General features: G+C 44.3%; 14 protein-coding genes. 11 read left to right on the top strand and 3 right to left on the bottom strand.

The genetic code is table 11. From position 1 onward, the window contains the following. Positions 1–47 precede the first annotated feature (47 nt). The 7 genes from lepA (at position 48) to MHN30_RS13045 (ending at position 8,001) form a co-directional block, all read left to right on the top strand. The gene (lepA, locus tag MHN30_RS13075; RefSeq protein WP_239359923.1) at positions 48–1,835 is read left to right on the top strand and encodes a translation elongation factor 4; all 1,788 of its coding nucleotides are present in this window, start codon (positions 48–50) and stop codon (positions 1,833–1,835) included. A gap of 12 nt (positions 1,836–1,847) precedes the next feature. Continuing rightward, positions 1,848–2,783, top strand: a complete 936-nt coding sequence (gene lepB / locus MHN30_RS13070) for a signal peptidase I (protein ID WP_010371286.1) — start codon at positions 1,848–1,850, stop codon at positions 2,781–2,783. A gap of 2 nt (positions 2,784–2,785) precedes the next feature. Next, positions 2,786–3,463, top strand: coding sequence for a ribonuclease III (gene rnc / locus MHN30_RS13065; RefSeq protein WP_010371291.1), 678 nt, complete (start codon positions 2,786–2,788; stop codon positions 3,461–3,463). Continuing rightward, entirely contained in the window at positions 3,453–4,352 is a 900-nt protein-coding gene (gene era / locus MHN30_RS13060) for a GTPase Era (RefSeq protein WP_045989845.1), read from the top strand. Before rnc ends, era begins: the two co-directional genes overlap by 11 nt. After that, entirely contained in the window at positions 4,353–5,045 is a 693-nt protein-coding gene (recO, locus tag MHN30_RS13055) for a DNA repair protein RecO (protein ID WP_239359921.1), read from the top strand. Between the two features lie 85 nt (positions 5,046–5,130). Beyond that, positions 5,131–5,865, top strand: coding sequence for a pyridoxine 5'-phosphate synthase (pdxJ, locus tag MHN30_RS13050; RefSeq protein ID WP_130163783.1), 735 nt, complete (start codon positions 5,131–5,133; stop codon positions 5,863–5,865). An 81-nt stretch (positions 5,866–5,946) separates the two neighbouring features. Beyond that, positions 5,947–8,001, top strand: coding sequence for a TonB-dependent receptor (locus tag MHN30_RS13045; protein WP_239359919.1), 2,055 nt, complete (start codon positions 5,947–5,949; stop codon positions 7,999–8,001). Between the two features lie 49 nt (positions 8,002–8,050). On the opposite strand, the gene dapD is transcribed toward MHN30_RS13045, so the two are convergent. The 3 genes from dapD to map form a co-directional block, all read right to left on the bottom strand. Then, positions 8,051–8,878: a 2,3,4,5-tetrahydropyridine-2,6-dicarboxylate N-succinyltransferase gene (dapD, locus tag MHN30_RS13040; RefSeq protein WP_039497128.1), complete on the bottom strand. Its 828-nt coding sequence runs from the start codon at positions 8,876–8,878 to the stop codon at positions 8,051–8,053. 10 nt (positions 8,879–8,888) lie between these two features. Further along, positions 8,889–11,507: a [protein-PII] uridylyltransferase gene (glnD, locus tag MHN30_RS13035; protein WP_130163785.1), complete on the bottom strand. Its 2,619-nt coding sequence runs from the start codon at positions 11,505–11,507 to the stop codon at positions 8,889–8,891. 215 nt (positions 11,508–11,722) lie between these two features. Beyond that, positions 11,723–12,514, bottom strand: a complete 792-nt coding sequence (gene map, locus MHN30_RS13030; RefSeq protein WP_039497131.1) for a type I methionyl aminopeptidase — start codon at positions 12,512–12,514, stop codon at positions 11,723–11,725. A 279-nt stretch (positions 12,515–12,793) separates the two neighbouring features. Here map and rpsB point away from each other — a divergent pair, with 279 nt between their 5' ends. The 4 genes from rpsB to frr all read left to right on the top strand — a co-directional run bounded on the left by rpsB (position 12,794) and on the right by frr (position 16,121). Beyond that, a complete protein-coding gene (rpsB, locus tag MHN30_RS13025; protein WP_010371318.1) occupies positions 12,794–13,522 on the top strand; it encodes a 30S ribosomal protein S2 in 729 nt (242 codons plus the stop codon). Between the two features lie 220 nt (positions 13,523–13,742). Further along, positions 13,743–14,594 carry a translation elongation factor Ts gene (gene tsf, locus MHN30_RS13020; protein ID WP_010371321.1) on the top strand — a complete coding sequence of 284 codons (852 nt, stop codon included), beginning with the start codon at positions 13,743–13,745 and terminating at the stop codon, positions 14,592–14,594. A gap of 139 nt (positions 14,595–14,733) precedes the next feature. Then, positions 14,734–15,471 carry a UMP kinase gene (gene pyrH, locus MHN30_RS13015; RefSeq protein WP_010371324.1) on the top strand — a complete coding sequence of 246 codons (738 nt, stop codon included), beginning with the start codon at positions 14,734–14,736 and terminating at the stop codon, positions 15,469–15,471. A 92-nt stretch (positions 15,472–15,563) separates the two neighbouring features. Continuing rightward, a complete protein-coding gene (gene frr / locus MHN30_RS13010) occupies positions 15,564–16,121 on the top strand; it encodes a ribosome recycling factor (protein WP_010371327.1) in 558 nt (185 codons plus the stop codon). The last annotated feature ends 91 nt before the right edge of the window (positions 16,122–16,212 follow it).

The raw sequence follows: 16,212 nt of genomic DNA, 5'->3' as shown, positions 1-16,212 counted from the left end.
AGGCCTTAATCTCTATTTGTGACTAACAGAAGTATTGAATCCAGTATATGAAGCATATCCGTAACTTTTCTATTATTGCCCACATTGACCATGGAAAATCGACGCTATCAGACCGCTTAATCCAAGTTTGTGGAGGTTTAACAGACCGCGAAATGCAGCAGCAGGTACTGGATTCGATGGACATCGAACGTGAGCGCGGTATTACCATCAAAGCACAGAGTGTAACGCTTAACTATCAAGCAAAAGATGGTGAAACCTACCAGCTAAACTTTATCGATACACCGGGACACGTTGACTTCACTTATGAAGTTTCGCGCTCTCTTGCCGCTTGTGAAGGTGCGTTATTGGTTGTTGACGCGGGTCAAGGTGTAGAAGCACAAACACTAGCGAACTGTTACACCGCGCTTGAGATGGACTTGGAAGTTATTCCGGTACTAAACAAAATTGACTTACCACAGGCTGATCCACTTCGCGTTGCCGAAGAAATTGAAGATATCGTTGGTATTGAAGCATTAGAAGCGGTTCGTTGTAGTGCGAAAACGGGGATCGGCATTGATGAAGTGCTCGAAGTGATCGTACGTGATATTCCGCCACCAGAAGGTGAGCCAAATGCGCCACTACAGGCACTGATTATCGATTCATGGTTTGACCCGTACCAAGGCGTAGTGTCATTGGTGCGCATTAAAAACGGTGAATTAAGAGCGGGCGAAAAGATCAAGATCATGTCTACAGAGCAGGCTCACCAAGTAGATAAGGTTGGTATCTTTACACCTAAGCAGACCAATACTGGGGTGTTGAAAACGGGTGAAGTAGGTTTTGTTATCGCAGGTATCAAAGACATCCATGGTGCACCAGTTGGTGATACCATTACCTTGGCTCGTGATTCTGCGGCTGAACGTTTACCTGGTTTCCAGAAGGTAAAACCTCAGGTATACGCGGGAATGTTCCCTATTGCATCAGATGATTACGAAAATTTCCGCGATGCACTGAACAAACTAAGCCTAAACGATGCATCGCTATTCTTCGAGCCTGAAAACTCGACAGCACTAGGCTTTGGTTTCCGTTGTGGCTTCCTTGGTATGCTCCATATGGAAATCATCCAAGAGCGCCTTGAACGTGAATACGACATGGATCTTATTACCACAGCTCCGACGGTAATCTATGAAGTAGAAACTAAGCACGGTGTGGTGAGAATCGATAATCCGTCTGATTTACCGCCAGTAAACGACATTATTGAAATTCGTGAACCAATCGTTGAAGCAAATATTCTCGTTCCGCAAGAATATTTAGGAAACGTGATCACGCTGTGTGTTGAAAAGCGTGGTATGCAGACCAAGATGAACTATCACGGTAAGCAAGTTGCGGTAACCTATGAACTGCCGATGTCGGAAGTGGTCATGGACTTCTTTGATAAGTTGAAGTCTACCAGCCGTGGTTTTGCATCACTAGATTACAACTTCAAGCGTTTTGAAGCATCAGACATGGTGCGTGTGGATATTCTGATCAATGGCGACCGCGTTGATGCGCTTGCAATAATTGTTCACCGCGATGGTTCACAAACGCGTGGCCGTCAGTTAGCTGAAGCGCTGAGAGAATTGATCCCTCGCCAAATGTTTGATATTGCTATTCAAGCTGCAATTGGTAATCACGTCATTGCGCGTAGTACAGTTAAGCAGTTACGTAAAAACGTAATCGCAAAATGTTATGGTGGTGACGTGAGCCGTAAGAAAAAGCTACTGCAAAAGCAAAAAGAAGGTAAGAAGCGTATGAAGCAACTTGGTAACGTTGAAGTGCCACAAGACGCATTCTTAGCAATATTGAAAGTAGGTAAGTAACAGGAAATACAAATGGCAGGTTATTTTTCAATTTTATTGGTGCTACTCACGGTCGGTTCAGGCCTTATTTGGTTGATCGATCATTTGGTGTATGCACCAAAAAGACAAGCTAGGCTTGCTATTGCGCAAGGTGCGTCTGACACTCAGTTGGATGCCGACATCATTGCGGAAATCGCACCTGAACCTGCCATTGTTGAAAACGCGAAATCAATTTTTCCTATGATTGCCGCGATCACGATTTTCCGTTCGTTTATTTTTGAACCGTTTCAAATTCCATCAGGCTCAATGATGCCAACCTTATTGGATGGCGATTTTATTCTTGTGGAAAAATATGCTTACGGGATTAAAGACCCTGTGTGGCGTAGCAAAATCGTTGAGACGGGTACACCTGAGCGCGGTGATATTGCGGTGTTCAAGTTTCCGCTAGACGAGCGTATTGATTTCATCAAACGTATTGTTGGTTTACCGGGCGACCATATTGTTTATCGCAATCGTCAGCTTTACATTAAACCTAAGTGTGAAGACGGGCAGAGCGAAGCTAACGGGTTGACATGTGGTGAATATAACAAGATTGATGTAGATATTGTAAATCGTGATGAGTTTACGCAAGGCCCAATGCAGTTAGTGCGTTTAACCGAGCATTTGCCAAACGTAGAACATGATATTTTAATTAATCCTGAAGTGTTAGAGTTAACAGATCGCTACTATCAACAACCAGGTACTCGCCGCGATGAGTGGGTAGTACCAGAGGGAAGTTATTTTGCGATGGGTGATAACCGTAATAACAGCCAAGATAGTCGTATGTGGGGTTTTGTACCTGATGAAAACTTGGTTGGAAGAGCGGTATTTATTTGGTTAAGTTTTGATTTTGATAATGGCCCAGACAGCATTTTGCCAGGGTGGGTTCCAACTGGTGTTCGTTTTGAACGCCTAGGTAGTATTCAGTAAAAATGAAAAGAAACGTAGAAGAACTTTATAATAAAATAGGGTACAACTTCTCTGATAAGGCGCTGCTTGAGCAGGCTTTGACGCATCGCAGTCACAAAGGCCAGCACAACGAGCGTCTCGAATTTTTGGGCGACTCTATTTTAAGCTTTGTGATTGCAAATGCTTTGTATCACAAGTTTCCAAAAGCGCGTGAAGGTGATTTAAGCCGCATGCGTTCAACGTTAGTGCGTGGTCAAACGCTGGCGGAATTCGGTGTGGAATTCGCGCTGGGTGATTATCTGCGCCTAGGTCCAGGTGAGCTGAAGAGCGGCGGGTTTCGCCGTGAGTCAACGCTCGCAGATGCAGTAGAAGCCATTATTGGTGCCGTTTTCTTAGACTCTGACATCGATGTGTGTAGAGATTTGGTACTAAGTTGGTACGAATCGCGCTTAACTGCGATTTCACCTGGTCATAACCAAAAAGACCCGAAGACGCTGCTGCAAGAGTATCTACAAGCTCGAAAATTACCCTTACCGGGCTACACTGTAATAGATACCAAAGGGCAAGCTCACAACCAAACATTCACGGTCGAATGTATAGTGGAAGGGATGGAAAGTATAATTTCAGTAGGCAGCTCGCGACGTAAAGCTGAGCAAAAAGCTGCCGAAAAAGCGCTTAAGATATTAAAGAATGACGCTTGATACACATTGCGGCATGATTGCCATTGTCGGTAGACCTAACGTAGGTAAATCGACACTATTAAATAAATTGGTTGAGCAAAAGGTAAGTATTACCTCGCGTAAGCCACAAACCACTCGTCACCGCATTATGGGGATCCATACAGAGGGTAACTATCAGGCGGTGTATGTTGATACGCCAGGACTTCATATTGAAGAAAAGCGTGCAATTAACCGCTTAATGAACCGAGCAGCGTCAAGCTCAATCGGCGATGTTGAACTGGTTATTTTTGTCGTAGAAGGGACGCATTGGACGCCTGATGACGAAATGGTACTGACTAAAGTTAAAGACAGCGGTCGTCCTATCTTGGTGGTGATGAATAAAACTGATCAGGTAAAAGATAAAGACTTGTTGATGCCACATATTCAGTGGTTGAGTGAACAGGGTGATTTTATCGGGATCGTACCTATCTCTGCGAAGCAAGGTAAGAACGTTGATATGATCAGAGAAGAAGTGCACAAGCGTTTACCTGCGTGTGAATTCTATTTCCCTGAAGATTACGTTACCGATCGCTCAATGCGTTTTATGGCGGCAGAGATCGTGCGTGAAAAACTGATGCGCTTTATGGGCGATGAGCTACCGTACTCGGTGACGGTTGAGATCGAACAGTTTAAGTGGCAAGACAACGGTGTTTGGCAGATAAACGCATTGATCCTTGTTGAGCGCGAATCGCAAAAACGCATGGTGATCGGCAACAAAGGCGAAAAGCTCAAAGTGATCGGTCGCGAAGCGCGTAAAGATCTTGAAAACATGCTAGACAATAAAGTCTATCTCGAATGCTGGGTTAAAGTGAAATCTGGCTGGGCAGACGACGAACGCGCTCTTCGTAGCTTAGGGTACGGAGAAGACTGATTGGATAGCGACTTTCGACAGGCCTATCTGTTACATCGCAGACCTTACAGCGATTCTCAGGTACTGCTTGACGTGCTGGTCGAAGGCGTTGGACAACTCAAAATGCTTGCCCGAGTAAAGGGCAAGCAATCCCTCAAACATAATGCCCAGTTGCGGCCATTTTCATTACTTTTACTGCAATATGCAGGCAGATACGATTTTAAATACGTAAATCGTTTTGAACCCACAGACAATCAAATCCAACTCGTTGGGCGGCAGTTATATTGCGGCTTGTATCTCAATGAGCTAACACAACGCGTGGTGCCAACCAACGAACCGCTAGAGCAGATCTTTTCGCTCTATCAGCTACATTTAATACGTTTGGCCCAAGATGAAGATGTGGAACCTATCTTACGCAGCTTTGAATTGCAATTGTTAGGTGAGCTGGGTTTCGGGGTGGAACTGGAGTTTGACGCAGAAGGTAATCCAGTGCGGCCAAAAGCCGCGTATAAGTACGTATCTGAGTACGGTTTTATTGCAGTCGGTCGTGAACCTGATACGATACCGGGCAGTATGTTATTGGCCATTGCCAATCAAGATTTCCAAGACCTTGCCGTGAGAAGGGCGGCTAAGCTATTAACACGAAAATTAATGGCACCGCTGGTTGGTAAGCAAGGGCTGAAAAGTAGAGAGCTATTTATTTCAAAGAAATAATACCAATTTAATCAAAAGTATAAATCGGTATCGCGGTAATAAGTGGGTAATCCACTTGCTACGTCATATTATCAAGGGATAAACGATGAAAGATATTTTACTCGGCGTCAACGTAGACCATATTGCAACGCTTCGTCAGGCGCGAGGCACCAGCTATCCAGATCCTGCACATGCAGCTGCAGTAGCTGAGCACGCAGGTGCCGACGGTATTACTATTCACCTACGTGAAGATCGTCGCCATATTCAAGATCGCGATGTTTACGTGATGGCAAAAACCATCCAAACACGTATGAATCTAGAAATCGCAGTAACTGACGAAATGCTCGACATCGCTTGCGAAGTAAAACCTGAATATGTTTGCCTAGTGCCAGAAAAGCGCGAAGAATTAACCACGGAAGGTGGCTTAGATGTTGCGGGTAATCTAGATAGGATCACAGCAGCAACTCAGCGTCTAGCTGATGCGGGTATCAAAGTAAGCTTGTTCATCGATGCGGATAAAAAGCAGCTAGATGCTGCAAAGCAAACCGGTGCGCCTTACATTGAGATCCACACCGGTGCTTATGCTGATGCTGAGAACGACACCGAAATAACCGCGGAGCTTGAACGCATTCGTGAAGGCGTTAAGTATGCTCATGGCCTAGGCCTTATCGTCAACGCCGGCCATGGTTTGCATTACCATAATGTTAAACCGATTGCACAAATGCCAGAAATCTACGAACTGAACATTGGTCATGCCATTGTTGCTCGAGCGGCAATTGATGGACTGGAAAAAGCAGTGCGAGATATGAAGCGTTTGATGTTAGAGGCAAGACAAGCATAACGCTTAGTGGTAAAGAAAACGAAAGGGCTGTGTAGCCCTTTCTTTTTGCCTTGTAATCGAGTTAATACAATTGGTATCAAAATGAAAAAAATGGTGTTGGTCTTTGCAAGTTGTGCCGTTACACCACAACTTAGCAAAGCGACAGAGAACAACGAATTTGAAATCATCACTACTACGGCATCCAGATTGGCTGAGACGGCAGGAGAGCGCCCTGTGAGCCTCTCTTTGCTCACAGAAGCTCAATTAGATGACGTAGGCGTCACACATATCGAAAAGGCGTTGAGGCTTGTTGCTGGCGCAAATATACAACATGGTAATGGTCAAGAGTATCTACCTGCATTACGCTCACAAGTGCTCTCTGGTGCAGGCGCATGTGGCGGCATTTTAATGGCTGAAGATGGTATTGCACTCAGAGCCGCTGGCTTTTGTAATATTAATGAACTCTTTGAATCGCACTTTGAAGCGGCTGAGCGTATAGAAGTGCTAAAAGGGCCAAACAGCGTATTGTATGGCTCTAATGCGGTGCATGGAGTGGTTAATGTGATTACTTCAAACCGCATTCAAAAGACACCTAGGGTAGCATTAGATATCGGCTCCTATGGTTATAGCCGAACTCGGATACAAGCTGGTGATAAAGCCCTTGGCTTGGGCGCAGCGTTAACCCTTACAAAAGATTCGGGTTATCGTGACGATGAAAGCGTTGAGCAACAAAAGTTGAACGTCAAACACCAATATGAAGGTGAGAAGATTGGTGTCGTATCTGGAATAACATACACCCACTTAGATCAGCAAACTGCGGGTTATATAACAGGAGTGGATAGCTATAAAAATAAGCAATTGGCAAAGCAAAACGAAAACCCTGAAGCATTTAGAAAGGCGGAGTCATTTAGAGCTTGGACAGAGATAACCGGGCACGTTGATGATAGCAACACCGTACTGATAAAACCTTATGTACGCTGGCAAGAGATGGAATTTGTTAAGCATTTCTTGCCGGGTAAGCCGTTTGAAGAAAATGGTCAAACTGGTGTGGGGCTGCAAACGCTTATACACACTGAATTAAGTGACTCAATACAACTAGATTGGGGAATGGATGCGGAATATACCCAAGGCGAGATGTTGCAGTATCAGCCTACGCCGACTGAAGGCTCTGCATTTTTACGCTCGACTATTCCCACAGGAAAACACTACGACTATGAGGTAGATGCAAGGCAACTCGCGCCTTTTGCAAATCTCAGTTGGCAACAAGGTAACTGGTTCGTTGAACTGGGCGCTCGTTTTGAGTCAATGAAATACGATTATCGCAACTTTTTGCCTACTGGGCGCACCAAGGAAAATGGTTCGGTGTGTGCAATGGGAGGATGCCGTTATAGTCGCCCAGCCAGTGGCAAAGATAGCTTTGCTTATTTTTCACCAAAATTTGGCCTAAGCTATGCGTTCACTGAGCGGCATATTGCCTATGCTAACGTGTCCAAAGGCTATCGCGCACCACAAGCTGCTGAGCTTTACCAATTGCAGCGAGCGCAGGTAAAAGCATCGCTAGAGGAAGAAAAGGCGGACAATATCGAGCTTGGCCTAAAAGGGAGTGCAGATAGTCTTGGCTATCAGGTCGCGATTTATGACATGGAAAAAGAAAATTTGATCTTCCGAGATAGTGACTTTTTCTATATCAATGATGGTCGCTCAAGACACCGAGGTGTGGAGTTGGAGCTGAGTTATTCATTTTCAGCACATTGGCAACTAGATCTCGCCGCAACGCGTGCTAAGCATACCTATGAACAAGATAATATTCTTGGTGGCATCAATATTAACGGCAACGATCTAGATTCAGCACCAAGGAACGTCATTAACGCCCAATTACACTGGCAAGCACTGGATAACCTAAGTTGGTCTTTAGCTTGGCATCATGTAGGAGAGTATTTTACTGACCCCGAAAATCTTCATCGTTATTCCGGTCACGATTTACTGAGTTTACGAGGAAAGTGGCAGGTAAATCCGCATTTGGCGTTGACAGTGAGAGTGAAAAATCTAACCGACGAACATTATGCTGAACGTGCCGATTACACTTCATTTAGTGGTGAAAGGTACTTTCCTGGAAGACCAAGAAACATTCTAGTGTCACTGGACTACCGCTGGTAATAGATGAAAAAGGGAGCAGAAAGCTCCCTTTGTGAAACTATCGTGATATTTAGTCGTCTAGTGAGCGAAGTAGTGCATTGATCCCAACTTTTTCGCGGGTTTGCTGATCTACCTTTTTCACAATAATTGCTGCGTATAGGCTATGAGAGCCATCTTTGCTTGGTAGCGATCCTGGTACTACCACCGCACCGGCTGGTACGCGACCATAATGGGTTTCGCCTGTTTCACGGTCGTAAATACGAGTACTTTGTGAAATATAGACACCCATGGAGATAACCGCGCCCTCTTCAACAATCACACCTTCGACGATCTCAGAACGTGCGCCGATGAAACAGTTATCTTCAATAATCGTTGGATTGGCTTGTAATGGCTCTAATACGCCACCAATGCCCACACCGCCAGATAGGTGTACATTTTTACCTATCTGTGCACACGAGCCTACGGTTGCCCAAGTGTCTACCATAGTGCCTTCATCAACATATGCACCAATATTAACGTAAGACGGCATAAGTACCACGTTCTTACCGACAAAACTGCCTTGACGCGCTACCGCGTTTGGTACTACGCGCATACCACCTTGTTGGAACTGCTCTGGCGTATAGTCTGAGAATTTTAATGGTACTTTGTCGTAAAACTGGTTAACGCCATCGCTCATTGGTTGGTTGTCACGAATTCTAAAAGATAGGAGTACCGCCTTTTTCAACCATTGATGTACGACCCACTCACCACTAATTTTTTCAGCAACACGCGCTGCACCTGAATCTAGCATTTCCAAAGCGTTGACAATCGCTTGTTTTACTTCGTCTGATACCGTGGTTGGAGTAATGGTATCGCGGTTTTCCCACGCGGTTTCAATAGTCGTTTTTAAATCAGACATAAATTCCTCGTTAATCTGTTTCAGCATTTAATTTTTTGAGTAGGGCGCGATGAAGCTCTGCTTTTTGTACTTCATCTAGAGCCTTGTAATCTTTGTTTGAGACGACGAAAAAGTCTTCTGCGCGTTCGCCGACGGTTGTAATGCGCGCGGCATGAATATGTAGTGAATAGGCCTGAAATACCTCAGCAATTTTAGTCAGTAACCCCGGAATATCAATGGCCTGAATTTCAATTAGGCTGCGATCGTCGCGTGCGTGCGGGCGCAGTATAATTTTCGGTTTGATATTAAAGTCTTTAAACTTTTGTGAGCGGTTTTTCTTAACCCGGATCTTTCTTTTTGGATCTTTTAGTAAAGTTTCCAAGCCTTTTCTGATCCCTGCTGCACGGCCGGTGCTGAGTGGGTCGCCATTCACTTCTAGGATAACAAAACTAAAGACAACATAGCCATCTTTAGTGGTCATGACTTGAGCATGCTGGATCTGTGCTTTTTTAGAACCAATTACACTGACCAGTTTGGCGAATAACGCAGATTCATAAGGACTGTATACGAATACTTGTGTTCCGCCATGCATGGGCTTGTCAGAGACGATCACGCTTGGCTGACTTAAATCATCAGACTGTAATAAGTGTTCAGTATGCCAAGAGATCTGCTGTTCACTAAAGGCAGTAAAATAATTGGCCTTAAAGCGTGACCAAATAAGGTCAATGTACTCTTCGAAGTAGCCCAAATTAATCAGCCGTTGCTTGGCTTGGCGTTTCTTATCACGGATCTGATCGCGCATATCCATTGGGTTTTCAAGACCCAAGCGCAATGCCCGCTGAGTATGCAGATACAGCTCGCGTAAGAGGGTATTTTTCCAGTCGTTCCAAAGGTTGTCGTTGGTGGCACGAATGTCGGCAACCGTTAAGCAATAGAGATAATCTAGCTGACGTTCGTTTTTCACTTTTTGTGCAAATTCAGCAATAACATCGGGGTCGTTAATATCTTTACGCTGGGCTGTAACAGACATCAGGAGGTGATTTTGCACCAGCCAAGCTACTAATTTAGCGTCGGAAGCGGTAAAGCCGTGCATTTTGGTAAATGCCATGGCGTCAACGGCACCAAGCTCGGAATGGTCGCCACCTCGGCCTTTGGCAATATCGTGAAAGATCCCTGCTAAGTAGAGTAGCTCTGGTTTGTCCATGCGGGCAACAATCTCAGAACAAATCGGGAATTCACTAATATGCTCTTTATCGAAATAGCGGTAGATGTTATTGATGAGCTTATGGGTATGCTCATCTACCGTGTAGGCGTGAAACAGATCGAACTGCATTTGACCAAAAATATTACGCCACTGCGGTAAATAGGCGGCGATGATCCCGTGTTTATGCATCAGAGTAAACGCTCGCCCCATGCCATTAGGGTGTTTCAATAACCTTAGAAAAGCGTCACGACAGCCTGCGTAATCTTGCAGATCGCCTAATAAACGGCGTCTGACTTGGCGCATAGTACGTATGGTACTTGGGTCGATCTGATTGATTTTAGGGTTGTCTGCAATATGTTCAAAGAGGACAAACAAATTCTCTCGACGGAAAAAGACAGAGGGATTCTTAACGCGAATTTTATTGCCAATACGCTCAAAGTTTCTGTCGAGTGGCACGGCTTCTTGTTCTAACTGCTCGGGAAGAATACTTTGTTCGAAATAGGAGAGCAGCATCTGGTTCATTTCGCGCACTCGGCTCATGATCCTAAATAAGCGTTTCATCATACGCTCGACCGAGGCTTTACCTTCAGAGCCAAAACCGAGGAGCTCTGCGGCATGTGGTTGATGGTCAAACAGTAAGCGGTTCTCACTGCGACCCGCGGCCAAATGTAGCGCAAAGCGAATGTTCCACAGGTTTTCGATGCACTCTAACAGCTCTTGATATTCTTCATGGGTCAAATAACCGTGATTGATTAACTCTTCCAAAGTTTCAGCGCGGAAGTGCTTTTTAGCGACCCAAAAAATGGTTTGCAGGTCGCGCAGGCCACCGGGGTTTTCTTTAATATTAGGCTCAAGGTTATAGGCGGTACCATGGCATTTTTTATGGCGAATATTCTGCTCATTGACCTTGGCGATAAAAAAGTCACTAGATTGCCAAATTGGGGTTTCAACGATATGCCGTTTGAGGTGTTCATACTCAATATGGTTACCACAAATGAGGCGGCTTTCCAGCAGGCTTGTGGCAAAGTGAACGTCATTTTGTTTTTGTTCTAGGACTTGTTCATGGGTTCTTACGCTATGACCAATATCTAGACCTAAATCCCATAAATAAGTGACAAAACGCTCTAAACAGCTGGTCACTTCTTCACAGGGAACGGATTTGGTTAGCACCAAAAAATCGATATCAGAGAACGGGTGTAACTCACCACGGCCATAACCACCAATGGCGATTAACGACAAGTCTGGTTGGTGCGCCAGTCCGGTTTCATTAAACAGTTTAATCAACAATCGGTCGATAAATTCGGCTCGAGAGTTAATTAGATTTCTAACGGGTTGCTTGGCAAATTGATTGCTTAACCATTTGTAGAAAAAAGCAAGACAATCACGGTAATCGGTAAGTTCTTGTGCTTCGTCAAGAAGCGTCTTCACTTTGTTCGGTAATGCCACTTAGGATCCTGTGTCATGCGCGCAAAAACAGTAGAGTCCTGTTTTACACTAAATAAATAAGAATTGCGAGTGACGGGGAGGTGAAGGGTCAAGGATTGGGCAACTAGCATTGCGTGTAACTGATATCTAAACACAAAGGGGTTGTAACCGCTGTAGCGTGAGTTGCGCAATAAAAAGCCAGCAATCTGGCTGGCTTTGATAAATGCTTTTTGCAATTAAGCTGAATGCGTAATAACGCGGTCTATCGTTTCGTCATTGCGTAGCGTTAAGATCTCAACGCCATTATCTGTGACAAGCAGCGTGTGTTCCCACTGAGCCGAAAGACTACGGTCTTTGGTAACGACAGTCCACTCATCTTTTAGTAGCTTACATTGGCGCTTACCCGCGTTAACCATAGGCTCGATAGTCAAACACATACCAGCTTTAAGCACTTCGCCAGTGCCCGGTTTGCCGTAGTGCATTACTTGTGGCTCTTCATGGAATTCTTTACCAATGCCGTGACCACAATATTCACGCACGATAGAGTAGTTAAATCCTTCTGCATACTTTTGAATTGCAGCGCCAATATCACCCAAACGTACGCCCGGTTTTACCATTTTGATCGCAAGGTATAGACTTTCTTGCGTGATTTCGCTTAAGCGCTTACCTTGGATAGTTGGTGTCCCGACGTAAAACATTTTTGACGTATCACCATGATACCCATCTTTGATCACAGTGATGTCGATATTGATAATGTCGCCCTCTTTTAGCGGTTTATCGTTTGGGATACCGTGACAGATAACGTGGTTAACTGAGGTACAAATAGACTTCGGAAAGCCGTGATAATTTAGCGGTGCAGGAACAGCACCTTGCTCATCAACAATGTAGTTGTGACAAATGGTGTTTAATTCGTCGGTGGTCACCCCTGGCTTAACATACGGCTCGATCATTTCCAGTACTTCCGCGGCTAAACGCCCGGCAACACGCATTTTTTCGATTTCTTCAGGGGTTTTGATCACAGCACTCATTTAGACTCCAAGTCAATTTAGATGAACATTTATTATGCACAAATTTTACGCATAAGATTGAGTTAATTCTTTATATATGGTATAAAGCGCGCCGTCTTTTTACAAATAATTCTTCCTCACACGATAAGATTGAATGTTTGTAGTTAAGACAACACACTTATTAATATTAACACACACACATATCGACACATACACTTGGGTGCATGCAGTTATAAAAACTTCGTGTTGGTGCTATGGGATATGTGGAGGCCTAACCCTAACTTTTAGAGGAAATATACAATGGCAAACGTTTCAATGCGCGATATGCTTCAAGCTGGTGTTCACTTCGGTCACCAAGCACGTTACTGGAACCCTAAGATGAAGCCGTTCATCTTCGGTGCACGTAACCGCGTTCATATCATCAACCTAGAAAAAACTGTTCCTATGTTCAACGATGCACTTAAGTTCTTACAGAACGTAGCATCTAACAAAGGCAAAATCCTTTTCGTAGGTACTAAGCGCGCTGCAAGCGAAGCAGTTAAAGAAGCGGCTATCCAAAGTGAGCAGTTCTACGTAAATCACCGTTGGTTAGGTGGTATGTTGACTAACTGGAAAACAGTTCGTCAATCAATCAAGCGTCTTAAAGAGCTTGAGACTCAAAGCCAAGACGGTACTTTCGAGAAGCTTACTAAGAAAGAAGCGCTAATGCTTACTCGTGAAATGCAAAAGCTTGAAAAAGGCCTTGGCGGTATCAAAGATATGGGCGGTCTTCCTGACGCTATCTTCGTTATCGACGCTGACCACGAGCACATCGCTATCCGTGAAGCTAACAACCTAGGTATCCCAGTAGTATCTGTTGTTGATACTAACTCAAACCCAGATGGTGTTGATTTCATCATCCCAGGTAACGACGACGCTATCCGTGCAATCCAGCTATACACTGGTGCAGTAGCGACTGCTATCACAGAAGGTCGTGAAAGCAACATCGTTGCTCAAGCAGAAAACGACGACTTCGTTGAAGCTGAGTAATTACCTGATTAGGTATTAGCTGTCATCAAGTCTTCATCAAATTATTGATGAAGACTTGATATTCTTTATAAGCGATTAACTGCTTATCCCGTTGTTTGCCAAGCAGACCTTGAAAGATAACGGATTTTTATCAAATTGAGGCGAGCTGTACTTGATTTGATATTCAGCCAACCTAAGGTTGGTTTTATCAAGAACTGAATTCAGATTTGAGGATATTCTAATGGCTGTAACTGCTGCCCTAGTAAAAGAACTTCGTGAGCGCACTGGCGCTGGCATGATGGATTGTAAAAAAGCACTGACAGAAACTGGCGGTGATATCGATCAAGCAATCGAAAACATGCGTAAAAGTGGTGCTGCTAAAGCTGCTAAAAAAGCAGGCAACATCGCTGCTGAAGGTACAATCATCATCAAGCAAGGCGAAGGTTTTGCTGCACTAGTAGAAGTTAACTGTCAAACTGACTTCGTAGCAAAAGATGCAAGCTTCCTTGCATTTGCTAACGAAATTGCTGACGCAGCTGTAGCTGAGCAACTAACTATCGAAGACTTACAAGCTAAGTTTGAAGAGACTCGTGTTGCACTAGTAGCTAAAATCGGTGAGAACATGAACATCCGTCGTGTTTCTTACATCCAAGGTGACAAGCTAGTTGCTTACCGTCACGGCGAGCGTATCGGTGTTGTTGTAGCTGGTGATGCTGACGAAGAAACACTTAAGCACGTTGCAATGCACGTTGCTGCTTCTAAGCCAGACTACCTAAACCCAGAAGACGTACCTGCTGAAGTAGTTGAAAAAGAAAAAGCGGTTCAAGTTGAAATCGCAATGAACGAAGGTAAGCCAGCTGAAATCGCTGAGAAGATGGTTGTTGGTCGTATGAAGAAGTTCACTGGTGAGATCTCTCTTACTGGTCAAGCTTTCATCATGGAACCTAAGAAATCAGTGGGTGACTACCTTAAAGAGAAGAATGCATCTGTTTCTTCATTCGTTCGCCTAGAAGTAGGTGAAGGTATCGAGAAGAAAGAAGAAGACTTCGCAGCAGAAGTTGCAGCACAAATCGCTGCAGCAAAAGGCCAGTAATCACTTATTGTGATGCCTAATGACGTAAAAGCTGACATTAGCTTTGCGTCATTGCTGAAAATTCTCTAAAATAACCGCGCATTTATGTCTAGCATAAGCGCGGTTATTTTTTACCTCACTTTTAATTGGCCCGGATATTATGACTATCAATAAAAAACCTGTTTTTAGACGCGTTCTTTTAAAGCTTAGTGGTGAAGCTTTAATGGGAGATGAAGGCTTTGGTATCGATCCAAAAGTATTGGATCGTATGGCACAAGAAATCAAAGAGTTAGTAGAGCTCGACGTAGAAGTGGGTTTGGTTATCGGTGGCGGTAACTTCTTACGTGGTGGTTCACTTGCAGAAGCGGGCATGAACCGAGTTGTGGGCGACCACATGGGCATGCTAGCGACCGTCATGAACGGCCTTGCGATGCGTGATGCGCTGCACCGTGCTTTTGTAAATGCACGTTTGATGTCTGCTATCCCGCTAAATGGTGTGTGTGATGCGTACAATTGGGCGGAAGCAATTAGCCTATTAAAATCTGGCCGTGTTGTTATTTTCTCTGCAGGTACGGGCAACCCATTCTTTACCACGGACTCAGCAGCATGTTTGCGCGGTATCGAGATTGAAGCGGATACCGTGATTAAAGCCACTAAGGTTGAAGGGGTATTTAGTGACGATCCAGTGAAAAACCCAGATGCTACGCTGTACCGCACGTTAACTTACAACGAAGTTATCGACAAAGAATTGAAAGTGATGGATTTAGCTGCATTTACATTGGCACGTGACCACAATATGCCAATCAGCGTATTCAACATGAATAAACCAGGTGCATTGAAAAATGTCATCATGGGTGAAGAGGAAGGTACCCTTATCTCTTCTCAAGCAGCAGAATAATCTGACGACTATTTCAGCAACTCGCAGTTAAGTAGCGAATCTCTAAATTGCGAGTATAATCTGGCATAACAAGAACAGACTAGGAAAGTATTGTGATCGAAGATATTAAAAAAGACGCTCAAGAGCGCATGAAAAAAAGTGTGGCTGCACTTGGAAGCCAGCTTTCTAAAATCCGCACAGGTCGTGCACACCCTGCGCTACTAGATGGTATTTCTGTTTCTTACTACGGTGCAGATACACCGCTAAACCAAGTAGCAAACGTAACGACGGAAGACTCTCGTACACTAGCTATCAGCGTATTCGACAAATCGCTTGCACAAGCGGTAGAAAAAGCAATCATGTCTTCTGACTTAGGTTTAAACCCAATGTCAGCAGGTACTGTGATCCGTGTTCCACTTCCTCCACTAACTGAAGAGCGTCGTAAAGATCTTATCAAGATCGTACGTGGTGAGGTTGAAGGTGGTCGTGTTGCAGTACGTAACATTCGCCGTGATGCAAATGGTGATATTAAATCATTGCTAAAAGACAAAGAAATTTCTGAAGACGAAGCACGTCAAGCTGAAGATGATATCCAAAAATTGACTGACAAGTTCATCAAAGAAATGGATACTCAACTAAGCGCGAAAGAAGCAGAGTTGATGGAAATCTAAATGTCTTTATCCTAGCGTTTATATTTACGCACTGTTTACGTATTGCAGAAATTTCTGCTTTGTTTCTGAGCAGTTAGCGTTTTTTTGGCTA

Origin of the sequence: Pseudoalteromonas sp. OF7H-1, from assembly GCF_022347825.1 — a bacterium.
In the GTDB taxonomy this organism is placed as follows: Bacteria; Pseudomonadota; Gammaproteobacteria; order Enterobacterales; family Alteromonadaceae; genus Pseudoalteromonas; species Pseudoalteromonas maricaloris.
The sequence above is the reverse complement of the archived record's forward strand: the minus strand, read 5'-3'. Positions and strand labels throughout refer to the sequence as shown.

Bases quoted from the DNA above. Each gene is read 5' to 3' on its own strand.
- tsf (WP_010371321.1), top strand. From the start codon at position 13,743: ATGGCTGTAACTGCTGCCCTAGTAAAAGAACTTCGTGAGCGCACTGGC.
- map (WP_039497131.1), bottom strand. From the start codon at position 12,514: ATGAGTGCTGTGATCAAAACCCCTGAAGAAATCGAAAAAATGCGTGTT.
- MHN30_RS13045 (WP_239359919.1), top strand. From the start codon at position 5,947: ATGAAAAAAATGGTGTTGGTCTTTGCAAGTTGTGCCGTTACACCACAA.
- dapD (WP_039497128.1), bottom strand. From the start codon at position 8,878: ATGTCTGATTTAAAAACGACTATTGAAACCGCGTGGGAAAACCGCGAT.
- lepA (WP_239359923.1), top strand. From the start codon at position 48: ATGAAGCATATCCGTAACTTTTCTATTATTGCCCACATTGACCATGGA.
- rnc (WP_010371291.1), top strand. From the start codon at position 2,786: ATGAAAAGAAACGTAGAAGAACTTTATAATAAAATAGGGTACAACTTC.
- era (WP_045989845.1), top strand. From the start codon at position 3,453: ATGACGCTTGATACACATTGCGGCATGATTGCCATTGTCGGTAGACCT.
- pyrH (WP_010371324.1), top strand. From the start codon at position 14,734: ATGACTATCAATAAAAAACCTGTTTTTAGACGCGTTCTTTTAAAGCTT.
- lepB (WP_010371286.1), top strand. From the start codon at position 1,848: ATGGCAGGTTATTTTTCAATTTTATTGGTGCTACTCACGGTCGGTTCA.
- rpsB (WP_010371318.1), top strand. From the start codon at position 12,794: ATGGCAAACGTTTCAATGCGCGATATGCTTCAAGCTGGTGTTCACTTC.
- pdxJ (WP_130163783.1), top strand. From the start codon at position 5,131: ATGAAAGATATTTTACTCGGCGTCAACGTAGACCATATTGCAACGCTT.